General features: G+C 57.4%; 17 protein-coding genes. 7 read left to right on the top strand and 10 right to left on the bottom strand.

Annotated features, from left to right (window positions below; genetic code table 11):
* Positions 1 to 84: 84 nt before the first annotated feature.
* Complete coding sequence (gene mutL, locus EU556_RS09595) at positions 85 to 2,163, bottom strand: DNA mismatch repair endonuclease MutL (RefSeq protein WP_135433584.1); 2,079 nt, start codon at positions 2,161 to 2,163, stop codon at positions 85 to 87.
* 303 nt (positions 2,164 to 2,466) lie between these two features.
* Between mutL and EU556_RS09590 the strand changes: the two genes are divergently transcribed.
* From EU556_RS09590 to EU556_RS09580, 3 genes are all read left to right on the top strand, one after another.
* Positions 2,467 to 5,418, top strand: a complete 2,952-nt coding sequence (locus EU556_RS09590; RefSeq protein WP_135433582.1) for a glycoside hydrolase family 3 N-terminal domain-containing protein — start codon at positions 2,467 to 2,469, stop codon at positions 5,416 to 5,418.
* 257 nt (positions 5,419 to 5,675) lie between these two features.
* Positions 5,676 to 6,815 (top strand): N-acetyl-alpha-D-glucosaminyl L-malate synthase BshA, encoded by a 1,140-nt coding sequence (gene bshA, locus EU556_RS09585; protein WP_135433580.1) that lies wholly within the window; start codon positions 5,676 to 5,678, stop codon positions 6,813 to 6,815.
* Positions 6,816 to 6,957: 142 nt separating this feature from the next.
* On the top strand, positions 6,958 to 7,485 hold the full coding sequence (locus EU556_RS09580; protein WP_135433579.1) for a hypothetical protein: 528 nt from the start codon (positions 6,958 to 6,960) through the stop codon (positions 7,483 to 7,485).
* A gap of 121 nt (positions 7,486 to 7,606) precedes the next feature.
* On the opposite strand, the gene EU556_RS09575 is transcribed toward EU556_RS09580, so the two are convergent.
* Positions 7,607 to 8,143: a DUF7935 family protein gene (locus EU556_RS09575; protein ID WP_135433577.1), complete on the bottom strand. Its 537-nt coding sequence runs from the start codon at positions 8,141 to 8,143 to the stop codon at positions 7,607 to 7,609.
* Positions 8,144 to 8,438: 295 nt separating this feature from the next.
* Here EU556_RS09575 and EU556_RS09570 point away from each other — a divergent pair, with 295 nt between their 5' ends.
* A complete protein-coding gene (locus EU556_RS09570) occupies positions 8,439 to 8,792 on the top strand; it encodes a HesB/IscA family protein (RefSeq protein ID WP_135433575.1) in 354 nt (117 codons plus the stop codon).
* A gap of 76 nt (positions 8,793 to 8,868) precedes the next feature.
* On the opposite strand, the gene EU556_RS09565 is transcribed toward EU556_RS09570, so the two are convergent.
* Both EU556_RS09565 and EU556_RS09560 read right to left on the bottom strand, forming a co-directional pair.
* The gene (locus EU556_RS09565; RefSeq protein WP_135433573.1) at positions 8,869 to 9,669 is read right to left on the bottom strand and encodes an alpha/beta fold hydrolase; all 801 of its coding nucleotides are present in this window, start codon (positions 9,667 to 9,669) and stop codon (positions 8,869 to 8,871) included.
* Positions 9,670 to 9,835: 166 nt separating this feature from the next.
* Positions 9,836 to 10,189, bottom strand: coding sequence for a hypothetical protein (locus EU556_RS09560; protein ID WP_135433571.1), 354 nt, complete (start codon positions 10,187 to 10,189; stop codon positions 9,836 to 9,838).
* Positions 10,190 to 10,372: 183 nt separating this feature from the next.
* Between EU556_RS09560 and EU556_RS09555 the strand changes: the two genes are divergently transcribed.
* On the top strand, positions 10,373 to 12,568 hold the full coding sequence (locus tag EU556_RS09555; protein ID WP_135433569.1) for a penicillin acylase family protein: 2,196 nt from the start codon (positions 10,373 to 10,375) through the stop codon (positions 12,566 to 12,568).
* A 92-nt stretch (positions 12,569 to 12,660) separates the two neighbouring features.
* Here EU556_RS09555 and EU556_RS09550 read toward each other — a convergent pair whose 3' ends face one another.
* The 6 genes from EU556_RS09550 to EU556_RS09525 all read right to left on the bottom strand — a co-directional run bounded on the left by EU556_RS09550 (position 12,661) and on the right by EU556_RS09525 (position 19,481).
* The gene (locus EU556_RS09550; RefSeq protein ID WP_245327554.1) at positions 12,661 to 14,052 is read right to left on the bottom strand and encodes an alpha-amylase family glycosyl hydrolase; all 1,392 of its coding nucleotides are present in this window, start codon (positions 14,050 to 14,052) and stop codon (positions 12,661 to 12,663) included.
* A 61-nt stretch (positions 14,053 to 14,113) separates the two neighbouring features.
* Positions 14,114 to 16,216 carry a glycoside hydrolase family 97 protein gene (locus tag EU556_RS09545; RefSeq protein WP_135433567.1) on the bottom strand — a complete coding sequence of 701 codons (2,103 nt, stop codon included), beginning with the start codon at positions 16,214 to 16,216 and terminating at the stop codon, positions 14,114 to 14,116.
* A gap of 101 nt (positions 16,217 to 16,317) precedes the next feature.
* Positions 16,318 to 17,181 carry an alpha/beta hydrolase gene (locus EU556_RS09540; protein ID WP_135433565.1) on the bottom strand — a complete coding sequence of 288 codons (864 nt, stop codon included), beginning with the start codon at positions 17,179 to 17,181 and terminating at the stop codon, positions 16,318 to 16,320.
* Between the two features lie 114 nt (positions 17,182 to 17,295).
* A complete protein-coding gene (locus EU556_RS09535) occupies positions 17,296 to 18,210 on the bottom strand; it encodes an MBL fold metallo-hydrolase (protein ID WP_245327550.1) in 915 nt (304 codons plus the stop codon).
* An 88-nt stretch (positions 18,211 to 18,298) separates the two neighbouring features.
* Complete coding sequence (locus EU556_RS09530; protein WP_135433562.1) at positions 18,299 to 18,994, bottom strand: DUF4288 domain-containing protein; 696 nt, start codon at positions 18,992 to 18,994, stop codon at positions 18,299 to 18,301.
* A gap of 61 nt (positions 18,995 to 19,055) precedes the next feature.
* Positions 19,056 to 19,481: a GNAT family N-acetyltransferase gene (locus tag EU556_RS09525; RefSeq protein WP_245327548.1), complete on the bottom strand. Its 426-nt coding sequence runs from the start codon at positions 19,479 to 19,481 to the stop codon at positions 19,056 to 19,058.
* Positions 19,482 to 19,588: 107 nt separating this feature from the next.
* On the opposite strand from EU556_RS09525, the gene EU556_RS09520 reads away from it, so the two are divergent.
* Together EU556_RS09520 and glpK are read left to right on the top strand one after the other, a co-directional pair.
* Positions 19,589 to 21,211, top strand: coding sequence for a glycerol-3-phosphate dehydrogenase/oxidase (locus EU556_RS09520; protein ID WP_135433560.1), 1,623 nt, complete (start codon positions 19,589 to 19,591; stop codon positions 21,209 to 21,211).
* Positions 21,212 to 21,409: 198 nt separating this feature from the next.
* Positions 21,410 to 22,936 (top strand): glycerol kinase GlpK, encoded by a 1,527-nt coding sequence (glpK, locus tag EU556_RS09515; protein WP_135433558.1) that lies wholly within the window; start codon positions 21,410 to 21,412, stop codon positions 22,934 to 22,936.
* Positions 22,937 to 22,953 lie beyond the last annotated feature (17 nt).

The following is a 22,953-nucleotide window of genomic DNA, read 5'->3' as shown; positions in this document are numbered from 1 at the left end:
CAACTTACTGCTCTCGGATAGTAAAAATCCGCAGAGCAGTAAGTTGAGGCCCACCCTTAATGCCTTTATATAGCACTAGGCCACTCAGCGAGTGAAGAAGCTTTGCAACTCACCTAACTCTAGCAGCACCAAAGTGCGGCGGCCATCGGGCGTGTAGTTGGGCACGGAGCAGGCAAAGAGCTTATCCACTAGGGCCGTCATTTCAAACTCAGTAAGGCGGTTGCCAGCGGCGCTAGCCGCTACCCGCCGGGCCAGTGCCCGCGCCATCTGCTCACGCCGGTCGAGCTTTACAGGGCCAGCGTGGGTCCGGAATTGCTCAATAAGCCCTTCCAGTAGTTCCTTCTCGTCGCGGGCTGGCACATCGGCCGGAATGCCTTCCACAGCAATGGTGTACTTGCCGAAATCGGAGAACCGGAAGCCCAAGGCTTTAAGTGGCTCTTCTACTTCGCGCAAAATGGCAAAGTCTTGGGGTGTAAACGTGACGGAGCGCGGGAACAGCAGCGTTTGCGAAGCACTGGTTTCGCGCTCCAGCGCCTGGGCATATTGCTCAAACAGAATCCGCTCGCGGGCCGCTACCTGGTCAATCAGCATCACCCCCGATTTCACGGGCACCATGAGGTATTGCTGGTGCAGCTGCAGCACTTTGTTACCGGGGGCCGCGCTGGGGGCCGCCTCCCGCAGGGGCAGTTCCGGCGAAGCCGCCGACGGCGCCGGCATTACAAACGGTGCCGCTTCCGACTGGCCTAGCGGAGCTACCGGCGCGGCTAGGCCAGTTGTAGGAGTAGCCGGCTGCTCGGGCGTGGTCTGCTGAGCGGCTTCCTCGGCTTGGCGGGCCGCCGCAATAGCTGCCGCCGATGGCACCGGCACGCCAATGGCCGTGGCCTCGCGCTCAATATCAGGCACCTTCACCTGCTGCAGGCTCTTATAGAACTCCTCTAGCTCACGCTTGGCCTGGTCGGTGGGACGGGGTGGCAGCTGACGCTCGTAGGGCTCAGAAGAGCGGCTGGGCCGCTGCTCGCTCTTGCTGGGCGTGCTGGCAGCGCGGGCCGCCGCCGAGGCCAGCGCGTCGGGCTTGAAGTCGCCGGCAAAGGGGTTTTGCTCGTTGCCCGACAGGCGCAGGGGCTGAATGGGCGCAAAGTTTACGTCGCCCTCAAAGTCCAGCGAGGGGGCCATGTTATGCAGACCTAGGCTCTGCTTTACGGCGGCCCGCACAATGGCGTACACGGTCTTCTCGTCCTCGAACTTGATTTCCGTTTTGGTGGGGTGCACGTTGATGTCGATGGTCTTGGGGTCGAGCTCCAAAAACAGCACGTAAAACGGGTGCGTGTCTTTGGGCAGCAGCCCCTCGTAGGCTGTCAGCACCGCGTGGTTGAGGTAGGCCGAGCGAATAAAACGGTTGTTTACGAAGAAAAACTGGTCGCCCCGGCTCTTCTTCGCCGACTCGGGCTTGCCGATGTAGCCCTTCACCGAAATAAATGGCGTAACCTCTTCTACTTGGGCCAGTTGCTCCTTATAGCCATTACCTAGTAAGGCCACAATGCGTTGGCTCAGCTTGCCGGCCGGCAGGTTAAACACTTCCAGATCATTCTGAAAAAGCGAAAAGCTGATCTGCGGATTCGCTAGGGCCACGTGCTGAAATTCGTCCAGGATATGACGCATTTCCACGGCGTTGCTCTTAAGGAAGTTGCGGCGGGCGGGCACGTTGAAGAACAAGTTCTTCACGCTGATGCTGGTGCCATCTGGGCAGGCTACGGGCTGCTGGCTTGTAATCTGGGAGCCTTCTACCAGCAGCAGACTTCCCGTGTCTTGGCCGCGCTGCTTGGTGCGCAGCTCCACCTGGGCCACGGCCGCAATACTAGCCAAAGCCTCGCCCCGAAAGCCCAGGGTGCGAATGCGAAACAGGTCGTCCGTGGTGCGAATCTTACTGGTGGCGTGGCGCTCCAGGCTCATGCGCGCATCGGTGGCCGACATCCCCGTACCATTATCGACTACCTGCACCAGCTGCTTGCCGGCTTCCTTAATGATGAGTTGCACCTGCGTGGCGCCAGCGTCCACGGCATTTTCCAGCAGCTCCTTCACCGCCGAAGCCGGACGCTGTACCACCTCGCCGGCGGCAATTTGGTTGGCTAAATATTCGGGAAGTAGCTGAATAATATCGGCCATAACTACCTAAAAACAGAAGAAAAATGAGATGAAGCGCAGAGGTGAAATCGACAGCTATCCGCCTGATAACAACCAGCGTCGGGAAAATATCCGTAAGTTTGCGGCCAACTTTTGTGTGTGCTGCGTGGGACGGAATCTTCCGCGCATACGTTAGGAGCTTGCGAAGGCAAGGCACGAGGGCCAGCAAATGGGCTTCTGGTTTAGCCGGAATACTCTCCTCACACGCTTCTAGGAGGAGGCAAAAGTAGGGCTTTTGCCGCGCTTTTCACCTTACATTAACCTCAGCACGAACTACGGGAGCCGATGCTCAAAGACTTTCGGATTGGACTCTTCTTGCTCCTCCTGGCCATCACGGGTCTGATCATCTCCTCCTCCGCTCCCCGCGTGGAAGAGGTGCGCCCGATGTCGGTAGCCGAGCAAAACTGGGTCGATAGTGTTTTCAACTCGCTTACCCCCGATCAGCGCCTAGGCCAGCTGTTTATGGTGGCGGCTTACTCCAACAAGGACCGTAAGCACGCCCAGTACATCGACTTCCTGGTTAAGAACTATAACATCGGCGGGCTCATGTTTCTGCAGGGTGGCCCGCGCCGGCAGGCTATCCTTGCTAACCGCTATCAGGCCAGCGCCAAGGTGCCCCTGCTGGTGGCCATGGACGCCGAGTGGGGCCTAGACATGCGCCTCGACAGCTCCATGCACTTCGCTAAGGGCATGACCCTTGGTGCCATGGACGACGACCAGTACGTGTACCAGATGGGCCGCGAAATTGCCCTGAAGATGAAGACGCTGGGCGTGCACGTGAGCTTCTCGCCCGTTATCGACGTCAACTCCAACCCGAGCAACCCCGTCATTGGCAACCGCTCCTTCGGGGAGAATAAAGAACAAGTAGCCAAGCGCGGAGTGGCCTACATCCGGGGCCTGCAGGACCATGGCATCATGGCCGTAGTGAAGCACTTCCCCGGCCACGGCGACACCGACGTGGACTCACACGTGGCCTTGCCGGTTATCAACTCCGACATGGCCCGCCTCACCAGCGTAGACCTATACCCCTTCCAGAAGTCATTTGAGGCGGGCGTGATGGGCGTGATGGTAGGCCACCTCTACATGCCCCTGTTCGACACCGTCCGGACGCTCTCGGCCACTATCTCCAAGAACTTGGTGACGGGTCTGCTCAAGGACAAGATGGCCTACCGTGGCCTAGTGTTTACGGATGCGCTGAACATGAAAAGCGTGTCGAACCTCTACAAACCTGGCGAGCTAGACGCCTTGGCTTTGGCTGCTGGCAACGATGTGCTCTTGTTTTCGGAGGATGTGCCCATGGCCATTCAGAAGATTAAGGACATTCTGGCCGCTGGTAAGCTCGATCAGGCCGACGTAGACGCTCGGGTACGCAAGATCTTGCGGGCCAAGTACTGGGCCGGGCTTAACCGCTACCAGCCCGTTGATTTGCCCAATCTGATGACCAACCTGAACCGGCCAGCCAGCCGCACGGTGCAGCAGCAGATTTATGAGCATGCTACTACGGTTGTAAAGAACGACGACGGCCTCCTACCCTTCCTGCGCCTCGACACGTTGCGCATTGCGGCCGTTACCATCGGCTCCGACGCACCGACTTACAAGGAGATTATGGGCAAGTACCAAAGCGGACCGGTGTACGCCGTGCCTAACCGCTATGCCCCCGACTCCTCATTTGCCCGCTTGCTCAATCGCCTTACTCCCTACAATGTGGTGGTGGTAAGCCTGCACAACATGAACAACACGCCCGCTCATAACTATGGTATTGGGGATGGCGCGCTGAAGTTTTTGAAAGACCTGCAGGCGAACCCCCGCATCAAAACTGTGGTGGTGGCTTTTGGCAATGCCTATGCGCTCAAGAGCCTCGCCGATGCCCGGACCCTGGTGTGCGGCTACGAAGACAACTATGCCTCGCAGCTGGTAATGCCGCAGGTGCTGTTTGGCGCCCTGCCAGCCAAGGGCCGCCTGCCCGTTACGGTATCGGAAACGTTGAAAGCAGGCCTAGGCCTGCCCACCCCCGACTACAAGCGCCTGCGCTATGGTACTCCTGAGGCGACTGGCCTAGACTCGCGCGTACTGGCTCAGATTGATAACGTAGCGCTGGAATCAGTGGCCTACGCGGCCGCGCCGGGATGCCAAGTGTTAGTGGCTAAGGACGGAATGGTGGTTTTCGACAAGAGCTATGGCTATTGCACCTACGATAAGTCGCAGCCTGTAAACAGCAGCACCCTCTACGACTTGGCTTCCGTCACGAAGGTAGCGGGCACGCTGCAGGCCATCATGTACCTGAAAGACCAAGGCAAGCTCAACCTTGATGAGCGAGTAGCGGCCTACTTACCGGAGTTAAAGTCGACCAACAAGAAGGACATGACGGTGCGCGACGTGCTGATGCACCAAGCGGGCCTCAAACCCGGCATTGCTACCTGGGAGAAAACGGTAACTAAAACAGGCCCCAAGCCCACGTTTTACGCCAGCACCGCCTCCCCCGATTTCCCCCGGGAAGTGACCCCAAACCTCTACAGCCTGAAAACGGCCGACGACTCAGTGTGGGTGTGGGTGCAGCGCTCCAGCTTGCTACCCAAGGTGAAAGGCAAGTACCCCACTGAGTACAGCGACCTGAGCTTTATTGTGCTGAAGCGCGTGGCCGAAAAGCTCCTACAGCAGCCCATCGACGCTTTCCTGCAGAAGAATTTCTACCAGCCTCTCGGGTTGGGCACTATGACCTACAATCCGCTGGACAAATTCCCGAAGTCGTGCATTGCGCCCACTGAGAACGATACCTACTACCGCCGTACGCTGCTGCAAGGTAACGTGCACGACCAAACGGCCGCCATGCTCGGCGGAGTTGGGGGCCACGCGGGCTTGTTCTCGAATGCTAACGACTTGGCTATTTTGATGCAGATGAATCTGCAAAATGGCCGCTACGGGGGGCAAAAGTTTTTCCAAACGCCCGTGGTATCAGAGTTTGCGGGTAGCAAGGAGGCCGGTAGCCGCCGGGGGTTAGGCTGGGACCGGGGCGACCCATCGAAGCCGGAGGGGCCGACCAGTAACCTGTCGCCGGCCAGCACTTTTGGGCATACAGGCTTCACGGGCACCTGCGTGTGGATGGACCCCGAAAACAAAATCCTCTATATCTTTCTTTCTAACCGTGTGTACCCCGACGCTGGCAACAACAAGCTGCGTCAGTTCAACATCCGCACCCGTATCCACGACGTGATTTACAAGTCGTTGCAGAAAACATGATCTGTTGTCAGACTCTTTTGCTTCTCTAATTTGCCCCGGCGGCAAGGCATCCAAACGGGATGACTTGCCGCCGGTTTTTTTGCCGCTTACCTAACGGCCGGCGGTACGTAACTAAAATTTAATGCGGAGCTTCCTCTCGGCGGCCGCAACGCTCCGGCTCCGGCCGTGTCCGTTGGACGCTGAAGTACCCCCCGTTTCACTTTCTCACTCCCCTTTTCGCCCTAGTCTACTCCGGCAGGGCGCTAGTTCAAGCTCCCATGAATATCGGCATTGTCTGTTACCCTACTTTCGGCGGCTCCGGCGTCGTGGCAACTGAGCTGGGCAAGGCGCTGGCCCTGAAAGGACACCGTGTCCATTTTATTACCTATAGCCAGCCCGTTCGCCTCGACTTCTTTAACGAGAACCTGTTTTACCACGAAGTATACATTCCGCCGTATCCGCTGTTCCAGTTTCCGCCCTACGAATTGGCGCTGGCCAGCAAAATGGTGGATATCGTGCAGAACGAAAAGCTGGATGTATTACACGTGCACTATGCCATTCCGCACGCCTCCGCGGCTTACATGGCCAAGCAGATTCTTATCACCAAAGGCATTCGGGTGCCCGTCATCACCACCCTGCACGGCACCGATATCACCTTGGTGGGCAAAGATGCCAGCTACGAGCCGGTGGTTACCTTCAGCATCAATCAGTCGGATGGGGTGACGGCGGTTTCGGCAGACTTGCGCCGCGAGACCTACGAGTACTTTGCCATTGAGAAAGACATTGAAGTAATCCCCAACTTTATCAACCTAGAGCGCTTCAAGAAGCAGAATAAAGGCCACTTCAAGGCCGCTATTGCCCCTGACGGTGAAAAACTATTGGTGCACACCAGCAACTTCCGCTCGGTGAAGCGGGTGGAGGACGTAGTGCACATCTTTGATGGAGTACGGAAAGAGATACCGGCCAAACTCTTGCTCGTAGGCGATGGTCCCGACCGGCCCCGCATCGAGAAGATCTGCCGCGACCTAGGCCTGCTCAGCAACGACGTGCGCTTTTTGGGCAAGCTGGAAGCCGTAGAGGAAGTGCTCAGCATTGCCGACCTGTTTCTCATGCCCTCCGAGAAAGAAAGCTTCGGGCTGGCCGCCCTGGAAGCTATGTCGTGTGAGGTGCCGGTTATCAGCACCAACGCGGGTGGCATTCCGGAGCTGAACGTGCACGGGGTAACCGGTATGGTCAGCAACGTGGGCGATGTGGCCGATATGGTAAAAAACTCTCTGTACGTTCTCGAAGAAGACAACCTGCCTCGCTTCAAAAGAGCCGCTCGTGTTCGGGCCGAGGAATTTGCCGTCGATAATATCGTTCCCCGCTATGAGGCTTGCTATCAGCGCGCTATTGATGCCCAGCTAGCAGCAGTATAGGCCTAGCCCCAGGTAATTGTTGAGCCCGAATGCCCTTATAGGCGTTCGGGCTCATTTATTATACTTTATTTGCATTATAGTATTTCACCGGGATACTGCTCTATCCGCTTCCGGCGGCGTTGTTGTCGCCTTTTACTTGCTTATGAAATCCTTCTTCGCCACTATTTCCTTACTCACGCTACCCGTAGCGGCGGCCCTAGCTCAAGACAGTGAAGCCAGCCTCCAGACCCTCGATGATACATATGGGTTTCATGGAGCACGCTTTGAAACGTCCGTTTCCAGCTACAAAGACATGGTACTCGCCGAAAAGGCCGGCAAAACCCAATACTACCGCCGCACCGGCGAGCAGAAAAAGCTGGGCAGTGGTGAGGTAGCCGACATCACGTACGGCTTCTATCAGGGAAAGCTTTCGGTAGTGATGCTGAAAACTCACGGGCAAACCAATAGCCAGAGCGTGCTCGAAGCACTGCAGGAGCAGGCAGGCCCTGGCGTGCAAAACAATCGTTTCGCCCAGCGCTACGCCTGGAACGCCAAACGTGTGCATATGAGCTACGACGAAAATGCCATGAGCGGTGATGCCCTGATTCTAATTACCTGCAAAAAGCTAAAAGAGCAGGAAGTGAAGCAAGACCTCCGCTCTCGCCCCACAGGCCCGTTGGGCAGCCGGTAAAGCAGATCAGCAATTGACCTAAAACGGTCATTCTGATCGAAGCGAGGAATCTGAGTTACTCAATAGAGTCTGACCCAGATTCCTCGCTTCGATCGGAATGACCGTTTTAGGGTTTTGCAACCTAGAACATGGCTACGGCCTCGCGCTTTACGGCCATCAGGGCTTGGGCCGTGGGGTCGGCTTCATCAGTCATCAGGCTTTCTAGAATGCGTTTGGCTAACTCCGGGCCCCGGGCTTGCTGCGCGTTGGGCAGGCTGCGGAACTGCGTGTTAATTAGGTTTACCACGTTTTCCTGGCCTTGCTTCACGAAAGCCCAGGTTTCGGGCTGCATATAGAGCTGCTGGCTCAGGTTGTGCTCCACCTCAGCCCTGATTTCCTGGAGCAGCAGGCGGTGGTAGTCAACGGCCGAAATGCCCGCACTGCTCACCCGAACCAATAGGTTGCTGGGCGTGATACGCTCTAGCAGCAGCGTCACTCGCTCCAAGGCCTGCAGGCGCAGGGGCAATGTGGTTTTGCTAGCTTCCAGGCGCAGCTCTACTAGGCGGCGCTGCTGTTCTTTTTCGAGAAACTGCTGAAACAGAAAGTAGATGGTGCCCGCCACAATGAGGGCCGGCAGAATAATCTTGAGCAGGTCGAAGAAGTACGCGGTAGAATCCATGAGGGGCTATACGAAGGGGAAGGCTAGAAGAATTGGCCAGTGGCCTAGAGAATTTTTTAGGGAACCAGGACTAGGCTAGCGAACCACTAGTAACAGGCGCGCTAGTAGGCAATACGCTGCCTAGTGGCCTAGGGCTGCACAAATATAGACGGTGAACCGGAGGCCCTAGTTTGTTGTTAAGGTCTCAAACGAAGTACGTACTCCGGTAGTACCCCGCTCGTCCTCGACGAAGCATGTTGCTACTGCCGCCGTCTTCGTATCTTTGTCGCCTTACTTCTCTAACGACGAACACACTATGGCAACGGCCGTCTCCACGAAACTTGCTCCCATTACCCTCACCTCGCGCGCCTTGGAGGAGGTCCGGAATATTCTCACCGAGAAAAATGTACCCGCTGAATACGGTCTTCGCGTAGGCGTCCAGGGCGGAGGCTGCTCGGGCCTGAGCTACCTGCTCGGCTTCGACAAAGCCAAAGATCAGGACGAAACCTTCGACCTAGATGGCGTGAAGCTGATCATGGATAAGAAGCACGCCATGTACGTAATGGGCATGGAGGTTGACTTCCAGGATGGCCTGAATGCCCGTGGCTTCGTGTTCAACAACCCCCAGGCGAAGAGCACCTGCGGCTGCGGCTCCTCTTTCTCGGCGTAGTCAGCCCACTCGATACAATAGTAAAGGCCTGCCCTATTACGGGGCAGGCCTTTGTTGTTTTGCAACCTCTGTAGGCCTAGGCCGCCAGAAATAGCTCCATGGCTGAAAGCGTTTGTGCAGGCGCGCTTAGCTGCGGGCAGTGCCCGGCCACTGGCAGCGTAACCAAGGAAGCATCAGGAATAGCTCCTTCGAGGTAATCACCTACTTCCAGCGGCGCAATTAGATCTTCTTCGCACTGCACCACCAAGCAAGGCTGCTGTAAGTGCATGACATCTATCCGGTTGTCGGACAAGAAGGTAACTCGAGCAAACTGCCGGGCAATAGCGGGGTTGGTCTGGCAGAAGCTGTGCGTAAGCTCCGCCGCCAAGGAGGGACGGTCGGGGTTGCCCATAATAAACGGCCCGAATGTGTCGGCCCAGCCCACGTAGTCTGTTTCCATGAACTTGAGCATAGACTCGATGTCAGCCCGCTCGAAACCGCCGTGGTAGCCAGCCTGATTGACGTAGCAAGGCGAAGGACAGAGCATAAGTACCTGCTTGAACAGTTCAGGCTTGGCAATGGCCGCCAGCATCCCAATCATGCTGCCCACTGAGTGCCCTACCAAAACCGCACTGTCCATGTTTAAGTATTCGCAGATTTCGATGAGGTCCTGCGCGTACCCTTGCAGTGAAGCATACTTACTCGGCTCATACGCAGCTGTTACTGACTGCCCGGCCCCAACGTGGTCGTAGAGTACAAGTGTGAATTCTTCTGGGTCGGAGAAGGCCGGAATGATATAGCGCCAGATGCTTTGATCACAACCAAAGCCATTCACGAATACCATTTTCTGGGGGCCATGCCCTACTACACGCACATTGTTGCGTTCTAGAACCTGCATATTCGTTTGCCTATTTCGCCTTGTTAAAGCAAAATAGTTACAAATATTATAACAAAAATTCAAGCATAACTCAAAATAGGACACTCCAGCTTGAGGCACGATACCTCTGCTTGCCCTTAGGGGCAGGCTAAGTCCTACACTATCTCAATTTGAGACGCGGAGTGGCCTAGACACTGGTCAGGTGTAGCAGCTCTATTACGGCCGCCGGATTTTCTACTTCAATAATTAGCTCATCGTACTCATCGTGCTCCAGCTCTATAATGAGCGCGTTTTCGGCATGGTGCACGTCCCAGAAGATGCGCTTATCCTGCTGTAAGAAAGTACCGGCCGCAATAAGGCCGGGAATGTGCGTGCCGGGGGCCCGAAACCCTTTCCACCATCCTTTCAGCACCTCGGGGTCTTGCCGGATGCTCTTAATATGGTTTGCGGGAATTTGTAACTGACTTTTAAAAGCCCACAGCTTGTGCAAGCCCTTCACCTGAAACAGTACGTTGTCGCCGTTTTTCGTTACTTCAACCATGATGCTTTGCTGTATTAACCGGATGGAAGATATTGGCGGTAAGTTAGCGTCTCAGCCGAACCAACGGCTACCTAAGTCTAGTGCCAAGTGGGCCGAGGCGAAAAACCGGAAGCACCCGCTAGGCCACCTTCCAGACTTCGCGCCTTGCGCCGCCCGACACCCCCTACCCTATCTCCGTTCCGAATGCGTTGCGTACTTTCCCTAGGCCTGTTGCTCGTGGCAGCCGGCGCACAAGCTCAGGCCTTCACTCCGGCAGAAATTGCCCGCTGGCAGCAGCAAGCCAAACAGGTAACCATTACCCGCGACACCTGGGGCGTACCCCACGTACAGGGCAAAACTGACGCTGATGCCGTGTTTGGCCTGCTCTACGCCCAATGCGAAGATGACTTCCCGCGGGTGGAAACCAACTACCTCGACGCCATCGGGCGGCTGGCGGAAGTGGAAGGCGAATCGGCCATCTACCACGACCTGCGGGCCCGCCTGTTCATGGACAGCACCCAGGCCATCAGCCTATACAAGAAGAGTCCCGCCTGGATGAAGCAACTGCTGAACGCCTTCGCCGACGGCACTAATTATTACCTCCACACCCACCCCACGGTGAAGCCTCGGCTGCTGCGCCGCTTTCAGCCCTGGATGCCGCTCATGTTCAGCGAGGGCAGCATTGGCGGCAACATTAGCGTGGTGCCCCTGGAGCGGCTGAAGAACTTCTACGCCAACCGCAAGTCTACCTCGTGGCAGCGGCCCGACTTTGAGAAGGCTGAGCGGGAACCGGTGGGCTCTAATGGGTTTGCCATTGCGCCGGCCAAAAGTGCCAGCGGCCACGCCCTGCTGCTCATCAACCCCCACACCTCCTTCTACTTCCGCCCCGAGGTGCAGGTAACCAGCCAGGCTGGCCTGAACGCCTACGGCGCCGTGACGTGGGGGCAGTTTTTCGTGTACCAGGGCTTCAATGAGCACTGTGGCTGGATGCATACCTCCAGCCAGGCCGACTCGATGGATGAGTACCTGGAAACCATTGAGAAGAAGGACGGCAAGTACTACTACCGCTACGGCCAGAAGCTGCGCCCCGTGCAGGTAACCACCGTCTCGATTCCGTACCTGCAGGGCGGCAAGCTGGTGCGCAAAGAGTTCACCACCTACCGCACCCACCACGGGCCGGTGGTAGGCCAGCAGGCAGATGATAAATGGGTAACGGTGCGCATGATGGACACGCCCCTGGAGGCGCTGGAACAATCGTACCTGCGCACCAAAGCCACCGATTATGCCAGCTTCCAGAAGACGCTTAAGCTCAACGGCAACGCTTCCAACAACACTGTGTTTGCCGACAGCAAGGGCACCATTGCCTACTGGCATGGCAACTTCATGCCCCGACGCGACCCGCAATTCGACTGGAGCCAGCCAGTGGATGGCAGCAACCCCAAAACCGACTGGAAGGGCCTGCATAAGCCCGAAGAAATTGTGCAGGTGAAAAACCCCGCCAGCGGCTTTATTCAGAACTGCAACTCCACGCCCTACACGGTATCGGGCCCGAGCAGCCCCAGCAAAGCCAACTACCCCGCCTACATGGCGCCCGACGCGGAAAACTACCGCGGCATCAACGCCGTGCGAGTGCTCAGCCGTAGGCCAGTCTTCACGCTCGACACGCTGATTGCCGCCGCCAAAGACCCTTACTTAGCAGGATTTGAGGAGCTGTTGCCCGCGCTGGCCAAGGATTTTCAGTTTGTGCTGGATAGCTCCAATCCACCCCAAGGCGAAGTGGTAGACGCCATGAAAGTGCTGCAGGCCTGGGACAAGCGCTACAGCAAAACGTCGGTAGGCCAGACACTGGCCACGTACTGGGGCGAGCGAATTTTGCGCCTGGCCCGCCCCCGCGTGCCCGCTGGCCAAGTGCTCGACTACATCAGCCTCGTCAAGTTTACCATTGCCAATACCACGCCCCAGGAGAAAGCAGCGGCCTTGCAGGAAACCCTGGATGAGCTTACCCGCGAATTCGGCGCCTGGAATAAGCCCTGGGGCGATATTAACCGCTTCCAGCGCCTCACCGGCAATATTCAGGAAACCTACGACGACCAGAAGCCCAGCCTACCGGTGGCCTTCACCTCCTCGGCTTGGGGGTCATTAGCGGCCTTCGGCTCCCGAACCTTCCCCGGCACCAAGAAACGCTACGGCTATGTGGGCAACAGCTTTATTGCGGTAGTAGAGTTTGGCCCCCGCGTAAAGGCCCGCTCCGTGCTAGCCGGCGGCAACAGCAACCAGCCCTCCTCCCCTCACTTCACCGACCAAGCCGCGCTTTACGCGGAGGAGAACTTCAAGGACGTACTCTTCTATCCCGAAGACGTGAAGCAGCACACCGAGCGGACGTATTCACCGGGCCAGTAGTGGCCTAGATAGCGCAAAAGCCAAGTGCCCCGGCCAGTAGGTCGGGGCACTTGGCTTTTGCTGCGCTTTCAAAAGAACGCCGAGTGGTTTGGCTATTTCTTCAACACCCGGTAACCGTAGGCAGGCAGCGTCGTGCGGCTGCCTAGCGTCACGGAGCCGCCTTGCAGTGCATCCGTCCAGGTGGTGTTAGATAGGGCCTGTGGCACGTTGTACTGGGTGGCGCTGCCGCGCACATTTACCAACACCAATACCTGCTCGTTGCCAGCGGTTTTCGTGAAGGCGCACACATCGGGCGTGTTGTAGTCGGTGGTGGTGCCGTGCTGAAGGGCGGGGCTGCTGGCCCTAGCCGCCAGCAACTGCTTGTAGGCCTTCGTTACGCCGGGCTTGGCGCCCCAGCTGATTTTCACGGAAGTAAATGGGAACGGAATAGCCGTGGTCATGCCCGCTTCCTGGCCGTTATAAATCATGGGTACGCCTTTGTAAAGGGAGGCAATTACGAAAGCTGACATAGCCCCGGCCTCACCTCCGAATAGATACTCGGGCGTACCGTCGGAGCCATTGACGTCGTGGTTGGTGGTGAAGCGTACTACTTGCTGGGTACCGTTAGCACCCGCGTATTCTTTGCTGTTCAGGCCATTCAGGGTGGTGGCTGGCTTACTCCGGCGGTACACATCCCAGAAGCCACCGTAAAACTCCGAGCCAAAGTTGTAGTCGAAGCCGGCCGTGAAGTTGGCGTTGCGGGCACCCTCGGCCATCAGCAGCAGCTTGTGGGTCTTGATGTTGCGCAACGAGTCTACGGCTTGCTTCCAGAAGTTCACCGGCGGCCCATCGGCGTAGTCGAAGCGGAACCCGTCCACGTTGGCCGTGTACACCCACGACTTCATGGCGTCAATCATGGCTAGGCGCATGGGGGCACTGTCGAAGTTCAGCTGGGCCACATCGGTATAATTGGTGTTGGGCGGGCTCTGGATAACGCCGGCTCCGCTGCGCAGGTACCACTCCGGGTGCTGATTAATCCAAGCGTTGTCCCAGCTAGTGTGGTTGGCCACCCAATCCAGCATCACGCTCAGGCCCCGGCTGTGGGCCCCATCTACCAAAGCCCGCAAGTCGGCGAGGGAGCCAAACTCGGGGCTCACGGCCAGATAATCCTTCACGGCGTAGGGCGAGTTCACTGCCTTCACCAATCCAATGGGGTAAATAGGCATCAGATATACCACATTGGCCCCTAGTGCCTTAATGGAATCGAGCCGGGCCGTGACGCCGGCCAAGTTGCCGGCCTGGCTGAAGGCGCGCATGTTCACCTGGTAAATCACGGCGTCCTCGCGGTTGGGCACACCCGCGAAGGGGGTACCGTACTGCGTGGGCTTAGCAGCAGCTGGCGCAGGCGTTGGGTCAGAGGAGCCATCCGACTTACAGCTGGCAAGCAGCGCGATGGTAAGGGCGGCCGCCCGGCTTTTATTAAGAGCGTTTCTGAAAAAATACACGCTATGGAATTGATAAAGTGGGAATACAACTAAAGCTTGCCGACGACGGCAACCCCTAAAATTACTTAATAGGCTTGATGCTCACGGCCGCGCCGCCGCCGGGAGCTAGCTGCAGCTTGAGCGTGGTTTTGCTATCTACTTTCTGCTTGCGGATTTGGTAGGCCTGGGGATTCTTGTCCCAGGAAGCGCCTTTGCCGTCGGCGTAGATAGTGGCCTCGTACTTGGTCCCGGGCGTCAGGAAGTCGAGCTTGACGGTTTGGGTACGGGCGTTTTCATCGGTGATGGAACCCAGGTACCACTCCTCTTTGCCTTTGGCTTTGCGGGCGGTGGTGATATAGTCGCCGGGCTCAGCCAACAGAATGCGCGTGTCGTCCCAGTCTACTGCTACGTCTTTGATAAACTGGAAAGCGTCGGGGCGCTGCTCGTAGGCCTCGGGCAGGTCGGCGGCCATCTGTACGGGGCTGTACATGGTCACGTAGAGGGCCAGCTGCTTGGCTAGCGTGGTGTGCACCTGCTTGCCCTGGTTGCGCTCCGGGTTCCAGCCTTCCAGCTTGATCTGGAAGATACCGGGCGTGTAGTCCATGGGGCCGCCCATGAGGCGGGTGAAGGGCAGAATGGTTTCGTGCTCGGGCGGGTTGCCGGTGCTCCAGGCGTTAAACTCGTTGCCGCGGGCCGCTTCCGAGGCCAGCCAGTTGGGGTAGGTGCGGTGTAGGCCAGTCGGGCGGACGGACTCGTGCATGTCCACCATGATCTGGTTTTCGCCGGTTTTCTGGGCGGTGCGGTTGTAGTGGTTTACCATCCACTGGCCGTCGTGATGCTCCCCGCGTGGGATGATGCGGCCCACGTAGCCGGTTTTTACGGCGTCGTAGCCGTACTGCTTCATGAAGCGGTAGGCGGCATCCTGGCGGCGCTCATAATTGGTGACCGAGGAGCTGGTTTCGTGGTGCATCATCAGCTTCACGCCCTTGCCGGCGGCGTAGGCCTGCAGCTCCGGCACGTTGAAATCGGGGTAGGGCGTCACGAAGTCGAACACCTCTTCCTTCCAGTTATTGGCCCAATCTTCCCAGCCCACGTTCCAGCCTTCTACCAGAACACTAGCTAGGCCATGCTTGGCGGCAAAGTCGATGTAGCGCTTCACGTTGGCGGTGTTGGCGCCGTGGTGGCCGTTGGATTTCAGCTTGCTCCAGTCGGTGCCAGCCAGCTTGATGTTGCTGGTGTCGGCGTAGTTCCAACTGGCTTTGTTCACGTGCATCTCCCACCACACGCCCACAAATTTCTGGGGCTTAATCCAATGGGTGGTGGCGAAGGCAGTGGGCTCGTTGAGGTTGAGGATGAGCTTGCTGGCCAGTACCTCGGGGGCTTTGTCGCTGACGATGATAGTGCGCCAGGGTGTGTGTTCGGGGGCTTGCAGGTAGGCTGCGGCACCGGTAGCGGAAGGCACTAGTTGGCTGCTCAGCCCGAAGCTTTTGGTGTCCACGTTCAGCATCATGGCCGGATAGTTCACCAGCGCCGCCTCATGGATGTTCACGTACAGCCCGTCATCCGACTTAAGCATGAGCGGCGTTTGGATGCGCTGAGGAGCTGCCTTTAACTGAATAGGCTCAATGGGTGTGGTATTCACCTCGCTCAGGCGCGTCTGGCTATAGACGTACTCGTTGGAGTCGTAGTCGCCCGGAATCCAGAAAGCCTTGTGGTTGGCGGGCAGGTTGAACTCGGTTTTCTCTTCCTGCACCACGAAGTACGTGAGGCCGGGCTGCTGGGGAAACTCGTAGCGGAAGCCTAGGCCATCATCGTAGAGGCGGAAGCGCACCACTACGCGGCGGCCGTTGTTAGCGGGTTGCTGCAGGGTCACGGCCAGCTCTTTGTAGCGGTTCCGGATGTTTTTCACCTCGCCCCACACCGGCTGCCAGGTATCTTCGTGCTGGCTGGAGTCAATGCGGGAAATGGTCAGGCCTTTGTCCAGCGACGGTTGGCCCTGCAGGAGCATACCCAGGCGGCTCGGCTTCAGCACTGGCCTAGCGCCAAACTGAAGTTGGTAGGTTGGCTCGCCGCTGGGGCTGAGCTGAAAGCGAAGGGTGAGCTTGTTATTGGGCGAGTGGACGGTCTGGGCTTGAGCAGCGGCACCCAGTAAACCAGCCAGCACCAAAAAGGAAAGTCGTTTCATAAAGGGGGCAGGAATGGAATAGGAAAGGTACGCTGTTGCTTTCCATGCCTGCTAGGCCAGTGTTGCCCGCTTATGGTTGTGTGTTACCTAATGCCGCACCTTTATTTCGGCTTCTTATATAAGGTTTGGAACGCCTTATACACCGCTCGGTGCAGTATAGTAGCGTGCGTTTCCTCCGGGAACGGAACGTAATCAATGCGGCCGACTCTGGCAGGCGTAGCGCGCAGTAAGCTCACCATGCCCTCCGTTGCTTTCTTCATCTCCGGGCCTTCGTTGCCGAGGGCCACAAAGACGTTGGTGGGCGCAGCAGTGGAGGATTGCTTCAGCAGCATTGGGGCCTGCTTACCCAACGATTCATCGTCCCACCACAGGCTGGGACTGGCAATGACGTAGGTGTTGAACAGCGTGGGCTTCTTCAACAGCACCTCCAGGGCAAACAAGCCGCCCAACGATTGGCCAATGATGGTTTTCTGGCCGTTGGTACGGTACGTCTTTTCCACGTAGGGCTGTAGGTCCTTCTCAATAAAGCCCATAAAGGCTGCCGACTTCCCAGTGGTTGGGTAGTCTTTCAGATCCTTGGCATTGTGGGTCGGGAAGGTGAAGTCGCGCCTTCTGTCCACCGTGGCAATGCCCACTACAATGGACTTGGGCAGCGCATCAATCCAGGGAAATGTGAGGTACTGAACCAGCCCTACAATGTGGATGAAATCTTCATCAGCCGACCCATCCAGCAAGTATATCACGGGGTACTTCACCTTGGGGTCGGCGTCGTACCCATCCGGCAGATAGATGTTGAGTACCCGCTCCTCGTTCAGTTGCACCGACTTGATACGGTCAATGTGGCCTAGCACGAAGGGTTCTCGCTTTGGCGGCTGGTTCTGGGCGTAGGCTGTCGTTGCGGATAGAAACAGCAGGAGCAACAGTCTGTAGCTGAGAGCTGCTTTGCGGAGGGTGGGTAGATACATGCTATTAAGCTACTAGAGAACTGCGTCAAGTAGTTAACCAGCCCGTCATGTCTCGGCAAGCTCGACATGATGGCCTAATTAAATTTTTCAAGCTTCAACGGTTTCTAAGCCACTTCAAAATTCTAGTCGCTTGCCTTGCTCTGGGAACACCAGTTTTAATTGCAGCTTATTCGCCTCCGTCAGTTGCTTTTTGATTAGGGCCTCGTTGCCGGGTGAGGGCTTGAGGTGAGTAATGACGACGGGCAACCCGCGCATAGCCGCCGGACTGGTTAACTGGCCTAGCGCCCCCATTTCTTGTAGGAGTAGCGCCGGGGTGAGGTGGCCGAACAGTTGTTTCTCCGGCTGGGTATTCGGATAGGAGGCTTCGATGAAAATAGCCTTGAGCTGGTGTGCCTTAATCAGTGGTGCCATGGCCTGCCATACCACGCGCAGGTTCTGGCTTTGCTCAACGGCATCGGCTCCGGTGTCGCCGAGGTAGAGCAGGTAGCTGCTGCCGCTACGCACCAGAAACGCCGCGCTTTGGTAGGGCTTGCCGTGGCTGAGCGCAAAGGCCTGCACCCGCATAGCGGTGTTTTCAATGGGCGTTTCTTGCCGGGTTACTAGCTCGCGCAGCTGATATTTCTGTAGGGCCGGCGGGTTGCCGCCGCTGCCGAAGTTGGGCCAGGCCCGCCAGTTGAAGTAATCATTCTGGATGGTACTGAGGCAGCTCGGGAGGCCGTAGATGCTCTTGGGTGTATCATCGGGGGCACCTAGCAGCAGGCCCGAGACGTGGTCGAGATGGGCGTGGGAAATGAGGTAGGCTTTTATTTGGGTGCGTACTACCTCGCCGGCCGGAGCGAAAAACACCTTGTTGCTGATGGCTTTTTCTACTCCGCTGTACACGGTTCCCGCATCGAGGCAAACGTAAGAGCTGCTGCCCGTCGGCGCTACTAGGTAAGCCGAGAGGTTGCTTTCCTGTAGCCCACCCTTCACCCCTAGCGGCACTACAGTAAAGCTGGGCTGGGCAAGGGCGGGCAGTGCAAGTAGCAAGCTCAACAAAAGCCAGCTACTTACTATTATTCTTTGGAGGCTTAGCCGCGTAATGGATGTAGAAGTACCGTTGCTCATGCTGGTAGCCTTATTCCGTTTTTCCGTCCCAAACCCTTTCAGGTGTTATTCGGCGCCTTTGGATAACAGAAAACACCTCTACACCTGCTGGATTAGTAAAATCTGAAAGCGTAGTGATACCTGTTACATAGCAGTCATCTAAGCTTTCTACCTTCCACCTCACTAAGTAGCCAGCTTCATTCAGATAAGGTTCGGCATACTGTGAGCTTGCTGCCTGTACTCTGTTGTAAGCATCCTCACTCGAGTAGGCTTTGATGAGAACAAACCGGTCCTCGTAACTCTGTAGGCCGTCACTCACATCCTCTATTTGAATAGCAGCTGTCATTCTCACACAGAAAAATTGCTGCGCTTTTCTCTTACGGCGCACTATCTTCTTGCCTCCTGCAACGCCAGTTATAGTTGCCCACGTAACCTGCTCCATGCTACGTAAGTCCTCAAGCTTACTAAGTGGCAAACAACACTTCATACCTCGGGGCCTGTGCTTAGAAGGCGACGGCGAGTACGTCACAGGCTGACACTGGGCCACTACCGCTTGAATATTCAGCTGCATAAGTTCATTTACTCGTTTCACCCGTTGGGTAGGTTGTAGAGCCTTAAGCTCCTCAATTGGCGGGTAAGCAAAATGAATAGAAGCATCTACTAAGGCATCCTTCGGTAGCCCCTCTAAATTCCAATCATCTAGGCCGGAAATCTTGTCTACAGACATCTTGACTATCGATAAGAGTTGGAATTATATACTCATAGCTACTTCTTCCACTTCTCTGCTGTCATTTCAAAGCGTATTTCTCCGCTTTTGGTCCGGCCGGTGTCTTGCCAGCCTTGGCGGCAGTAGAATTCTTCGGCGCGGGTGCTGGGGGCTGTGCTGAGCCAGATGGTTTCGGAGGTTTGGCAAAGTACCACTGTAGCATCAACTCATGCAGCCGTTTGCCAATGCCTAGGCCAGCAAACTCCGGCTGCACAAACAGGGCCCAAATGCTGTGGCCTACTACATCCGCAATGCCGAAGCCAACGATGATTCCCTCAGCTTCGCACACCCAGCCTTTGCCGCGCTGAGTGAGGTACTCGAGATAATCCTGCGCTGTAACCCGAGCCGGATCCGACAAGCGGTTTTCCTGCACCGAGAGTCTCACGGTGCTCATCTGAGGAATATCGGCTACCTGGGCCTCCCGAAATAGCAAGGGTTGTGTGTGCATGAGCGAGCTGAATGACTACTGAAAACGGCTGAAATTATCCATTTCCGCGGCAATCCGTTGAGGTAGAGAGTGGCCTAGGCCACCAAATCAGGTTTGCCACCGCCCTTATGTCATATACTCCATCCGAACTTCTTTTCCAGCGCGAGCACTTAGTGCAGCAGCTCAGCGCCCAACCCATCTGGGACCTGCTCGTGATTGGGGGCGGCGCTACTGGCCTAGGCATCGCCCTCGATGGCGCTAGTCGGGGCTACAAAACCTTGTTGCTGGAGCAGACCGATTTTGCCAAGGGCACCAGCAGCCGCAGCACCAAACTGGTGCATGGCGGGGTGCGGTACCTCGCACAGGGCGACGTAGGCCTAGTGCGTGAAGCCCTGTATGAGCGCGGCCTACTCCTGAAAAATGCGCCTCACCTCGTCAAGAACCAAGACTTCATCATCCCGAACTACAGTTGGTGGGGCGGGCCGTTCTACACCATTGGGCTGAAGCTGTACGATCTACTGGCCGGCGAGCTAAGCTTGGGTACCTCGGTACACCTGAGTAAGGACGAAACCGTACACCGCCTGGGTAACATCAAGCCAATGGGCCTGCGCGGCGGTGTGCTCTACCACGATGGACAGTTTGACGACGCCCGACTAGCTATCAATCTAGCCCAAACCGCTATTAAGCAGGGCGCCGTGTTACTGAACCACTTTGGGGTACACGGGCTACTGAAAGATGCGCTAGGCCAGGTGGTGGGCGTGGCGGCCACCGATGCAGAAACCGGCATTACCCACGAACTGCAGGCCAAAGCTGTAGTAAATGCCACCGGCGTGTTTGTAGATGATATTTTGCAGCTAGACCAGCCCGGCGCCCGCAAGCTGGTGCGCCCCAGCCAGGGCGTGCACATTGTAGTAGATAAGTCGTTTCTGCCCGGCGACGATGCCCTGATGATTCCCAAGACCGAGGATGGTCGGGTGCTGTTTGCCGTGCCGTGGCACGGCCGCGTAGTGCTAGGCACCACTGATACTCCGCTGGATGAGCACAGCCTCGAGCCCCAGGCCTTGGAGCAAGAAATCGACTTCATCCTGCGTACCGCCGCCCAGTACCTAACCCGTGCGCCCCAGCGCTCCGATGCCCTGAGCATCTTTGCGGGGCTGCGGCCCCTGGCGGCTCCGCAAGGTGGCTCGGGGCAAACCAAGGAAATTTCGCGCAGCCATAAAATTCTCGTTTCGCCCGCTGGCCTTATCACCATCACGGGTGGCAAATGGACCACCTACCGCCGCATGGCCCAAGACACGGTAGACCGGGCCATTGCCCTCGGCAAACTTCCCCTGGCTCCCAGCCAAACGGCCCACCTGTCCATCCACGGCGCCCAGCCCACCCCCGACCGCAGCAGCCACCTCTACATGTACGGCTCCGACCTACCGGCCCTGCAGCAGCTCATTGCCGCGCACCCCACACTAGGCCAGAAGCTGGACGAGAACCTGGAGTTCCTGCAGGCCGAAGTGGTGTGGGCCGCCCGCTATGAAATGGCCCGCACCGTAGAAGACGTGCTGGCCCGCCGGGTACGGGTACTGTTCCTGGATGCCCGCGCCGCTCTCCGCATAGCTCCAACGGTGGCAGCCCTGCTTGCCCAGGAACTAGGTAAAGACCAGCAGTGGCAGCTAGAGCAAGTAGAGGCATTTACGGCGTTGGCCCAGCAGTACGTGTTGACGGACAAACCAGCGACAGTAAAAACTACGTCTAGTTAACTGGCCTAGAACGGCTTTAACAGGACGTCATGCTGAGCTTGTCGAAGCATCTCTACCTCTGGCTAACTACTGGCCTGACAACGAAGCGGTAGAGATGCTTCGACAAGCTCAGCATGACGGGCTTTATTAGTAGATAGTAGCCCGTTCCCTTTCTATTTACCTATTATCCGTTCCTACCTCACCTCTACCCTACTTCCTATGCCGCAGTACATCCTTGCACTTGACCAGGGCACGACCAGTTCTCGAGCTATTCTGTTTGACAAGAAAGGCCGGATAGTGGCTCAGGCGCAGAAGGAGTTCACCCAGATTTTTCCTAAGCCGGGCTGGGTAGAGCATGATCCGCTGGAAATCTGGTCGACGCAGGCGGGGGTGGCGGCGGAGGCGACGGTGAAGGCGGGCAAGAACGGCAAGAGTATTGCCGCCATCGGCATCACCAACCAGCGCGAGACAGCGGTGGTCTGGAATCGCAAAACCGGCAAGCCCATCTACAACGCCATTGTGTGGCAAGACCGCCGTACCGCCGAGTATTGCGACCAGCTACGCGCCGCAGGCCGCGAAGATCTAATCCGAAGTAAGACTGGCCTATTGCTCGATGCCTACTTCTCGGCGAGCAAGGTGAAGTGGATACTGGATAACGTGCGTGGGGCCCGCCGCAAGGCCGCCGCTGGTGAGCTGGCCTTCGGCACCGTGGATAGCTGGCTGATCTGGAATTTCACCCAGGGCGAGCTGCACGTCACGGACGTTACGAATGCCTCCCGCACCATGCTCTTTAATATCCACACGCTGCAGTGGGACGAGGAGCTGCTAGGCCTGTTCGACATTCCGAGAAGCATGCTGCCCGAGGTGCGGCAATCGAGCGAGGTATACGGCGAAACCAAAACCACCGTCTTCGCCTCCAAAATCCCGATTGCGGGCATTGCCGGCGACCAGCAGGCGGCGCTGTTCGGGCAGTTGTGCACGCGCCCCGGCATGGTAAAAAACACCTATGGCACCGGCTGCTTCATGCTGATGAACACAGGCCCAACACCTAAAGCCTCGCGCAACAACCTGCTCACTACGGTGGCTTGGCAACGCAACGGGCAAGTAGAGTATGCCCTAGAAGGAAGCATTTTTATGGCGGGGGCCGTGGTGCAATGGCTGCGCGACAACCTGGGCATCATCAAAACCTCAGCCGAGGTAGAGCAGCTAGCCAAGCAGGTCAGCAGCAGTGAAGGGGTGTACTTCGTGCCGGCGTTTGCGGGCTTGGGGGCTCCTTACTGGGACCCGTACGCCCGGGCTACTATCTTCGGGATGAGTCGGGCCACCACGGCGGCGCACATTGCGCGGGCCGCGGTAGAATCAATTGCCTTCCAGACCATGGATGTGCTCGATGCCATGAAGGCCGACTCGGGCCTGCCCATTGCGGAGCTGCGCGTGGATGGTGGCGCTTCGGCCAACAACCTACTCATGCAGTTTCAGGCCGATGTGCTCGATACAAAAGTTATCCGCCCGCGCATTACCGAAACCACGGCGCTTGGAGCCGCCTACCTGGCTGGGCTGGCGGTGGGCTACTGGCAAAGCGAGGAGGAATTACAAGCCCTAGGCCAGTCCGACACCTCGTTTAGCCCCAAGGCCACCCGCCCCGGTATTCAGGAAAGCATTGGGAGTTGGCACCGCGCGGTGCAGGCCCTGCGGGTGTGGGCTCAGCCCCCTTACGCCAACGCAGCGCCAACCTCACCCCACTAAACGCAAGTGGGCACTGC

The organism is Hymenobacter fodinae, from assembly GCF_004745825.1.
GTDB lineage: Bacteria > Bacteroidota > Bacteroidia > Cytophagales > Hymenobacteraceae > Hymenobacter > Hymenobacter fodinae.
The sequence above is the reverse complement of the archived record's forward strand: the minus strand, read 5'-3'. Positions and strand labels throughout refer to the sequence as shown.

Excerpts from the sequence above, each read along its gene's own strand:
- EU556_RS09540 (WP_135433565.1), bottom strand. The coding sequence starts at position 17,181 with ATGTATCTACCCACCCTCCGCAAAGCAGCTCTCAGCTACAGACTGTTG.
- EU556_RS09555 (WP_135433569.1), top strand. The coding sequence starts at position 10,373 with ATGCGTTGCGTACTTTCCCTAGGCCTGTTGCTCGTGGCAGCCGGCGCA.
- EU556_RS09545 (WP_135433567.1), bottom strand. The coding sequence starts at position 16,216 with ATGAAACGACTTTCCTTTTTGGTGCTGGCTGGTTTACTGGGTGCCGCT.
- EU556_RS09560 (WP_135433571.1), bottom strand. The coding sequence starts at position 10,189 with ATGGTTGAAGTAACGAAAAACGGCGACAACGTACTGTTTCAGGTGAAG.
- EU556_RS09520 (WP_135433560.1), top strand. The coding sequence starts at position 19,589 with ATGTCATATACTCCATCCGAACTTCTTTTCCAGCGCGAGCACTTAGTG.
- EU556_RS09590 (WP_135433582.1), top strand. The coding sequence starts at position 2,467 with ATGCTCAAAGACTTTCGGATTGGACTCTTCTTGCTCCTCCTGGCCATC.
- EU556_RS09530 (WP_135433562.1), bottom strand. The coding sequence starts at position 18,994 with ATGTCTGTAGACAAGATTTCCGGCCTAGATGATTGGAATTTAGAGGGG.
- EU556_RS09565 (WP_135433573.1), bottom strand. The coding sequence starts at position 9,669 with ATGCAGGTTCTAGAACGCAACAATGTGCGTGTAGTAGGGCATGGCCCC.
- EU556_RS09525 (WP_245327548.1), bottom strand. The coding sequence starts at position 19,481 with ATGCACACACAACCCTTGCTATTTCGGGAGGCCCAGGTAGCCGATATT.
- mutL (WP_135433584.1), bottom strand. The coding sequence starts at position 2,163 with ATGGCCGATATTATTCAGCTACTTCCCGAATATTTAGCCAACCAAATT.
- glpK (WP_135433558.1), top strand. The coding sequence starts at position 21,410 with ATGCCGCAGTACATCCTTGCACTTGACCAGGGCACGACCAGTTCTCGA.
- EU556_RS09570 (WP_135433575.1), top strand. The coding sequence starts at position 8,439 with ATGGCAACGGCCGTCTCCACGAAACTTGCTCCCATTACCCTCACCTCG.
- EU556_RS09580 (WP_135433579.1), top strand. The coding sequence starts at position 6,958 with ATGAAATCCTTCTTCGCCACTATTTCCTTACTCACGCTACCCGTAGCG.
- bshA (WP_135433580.1), top strand. The coding sequence starts at position 5,676 with ATGAATATCGGCATTGTCTGTTACCCTACTTTCGGCGGCTCCGGCGTC.
- EU556_RS09575 (WP_135433577.1), bottom strand. The coding sequence starts at position 8,143 with ATGGATTCTACCGCGTACTTCTTCGACCTGCTCAAGATTATTCTGCCG.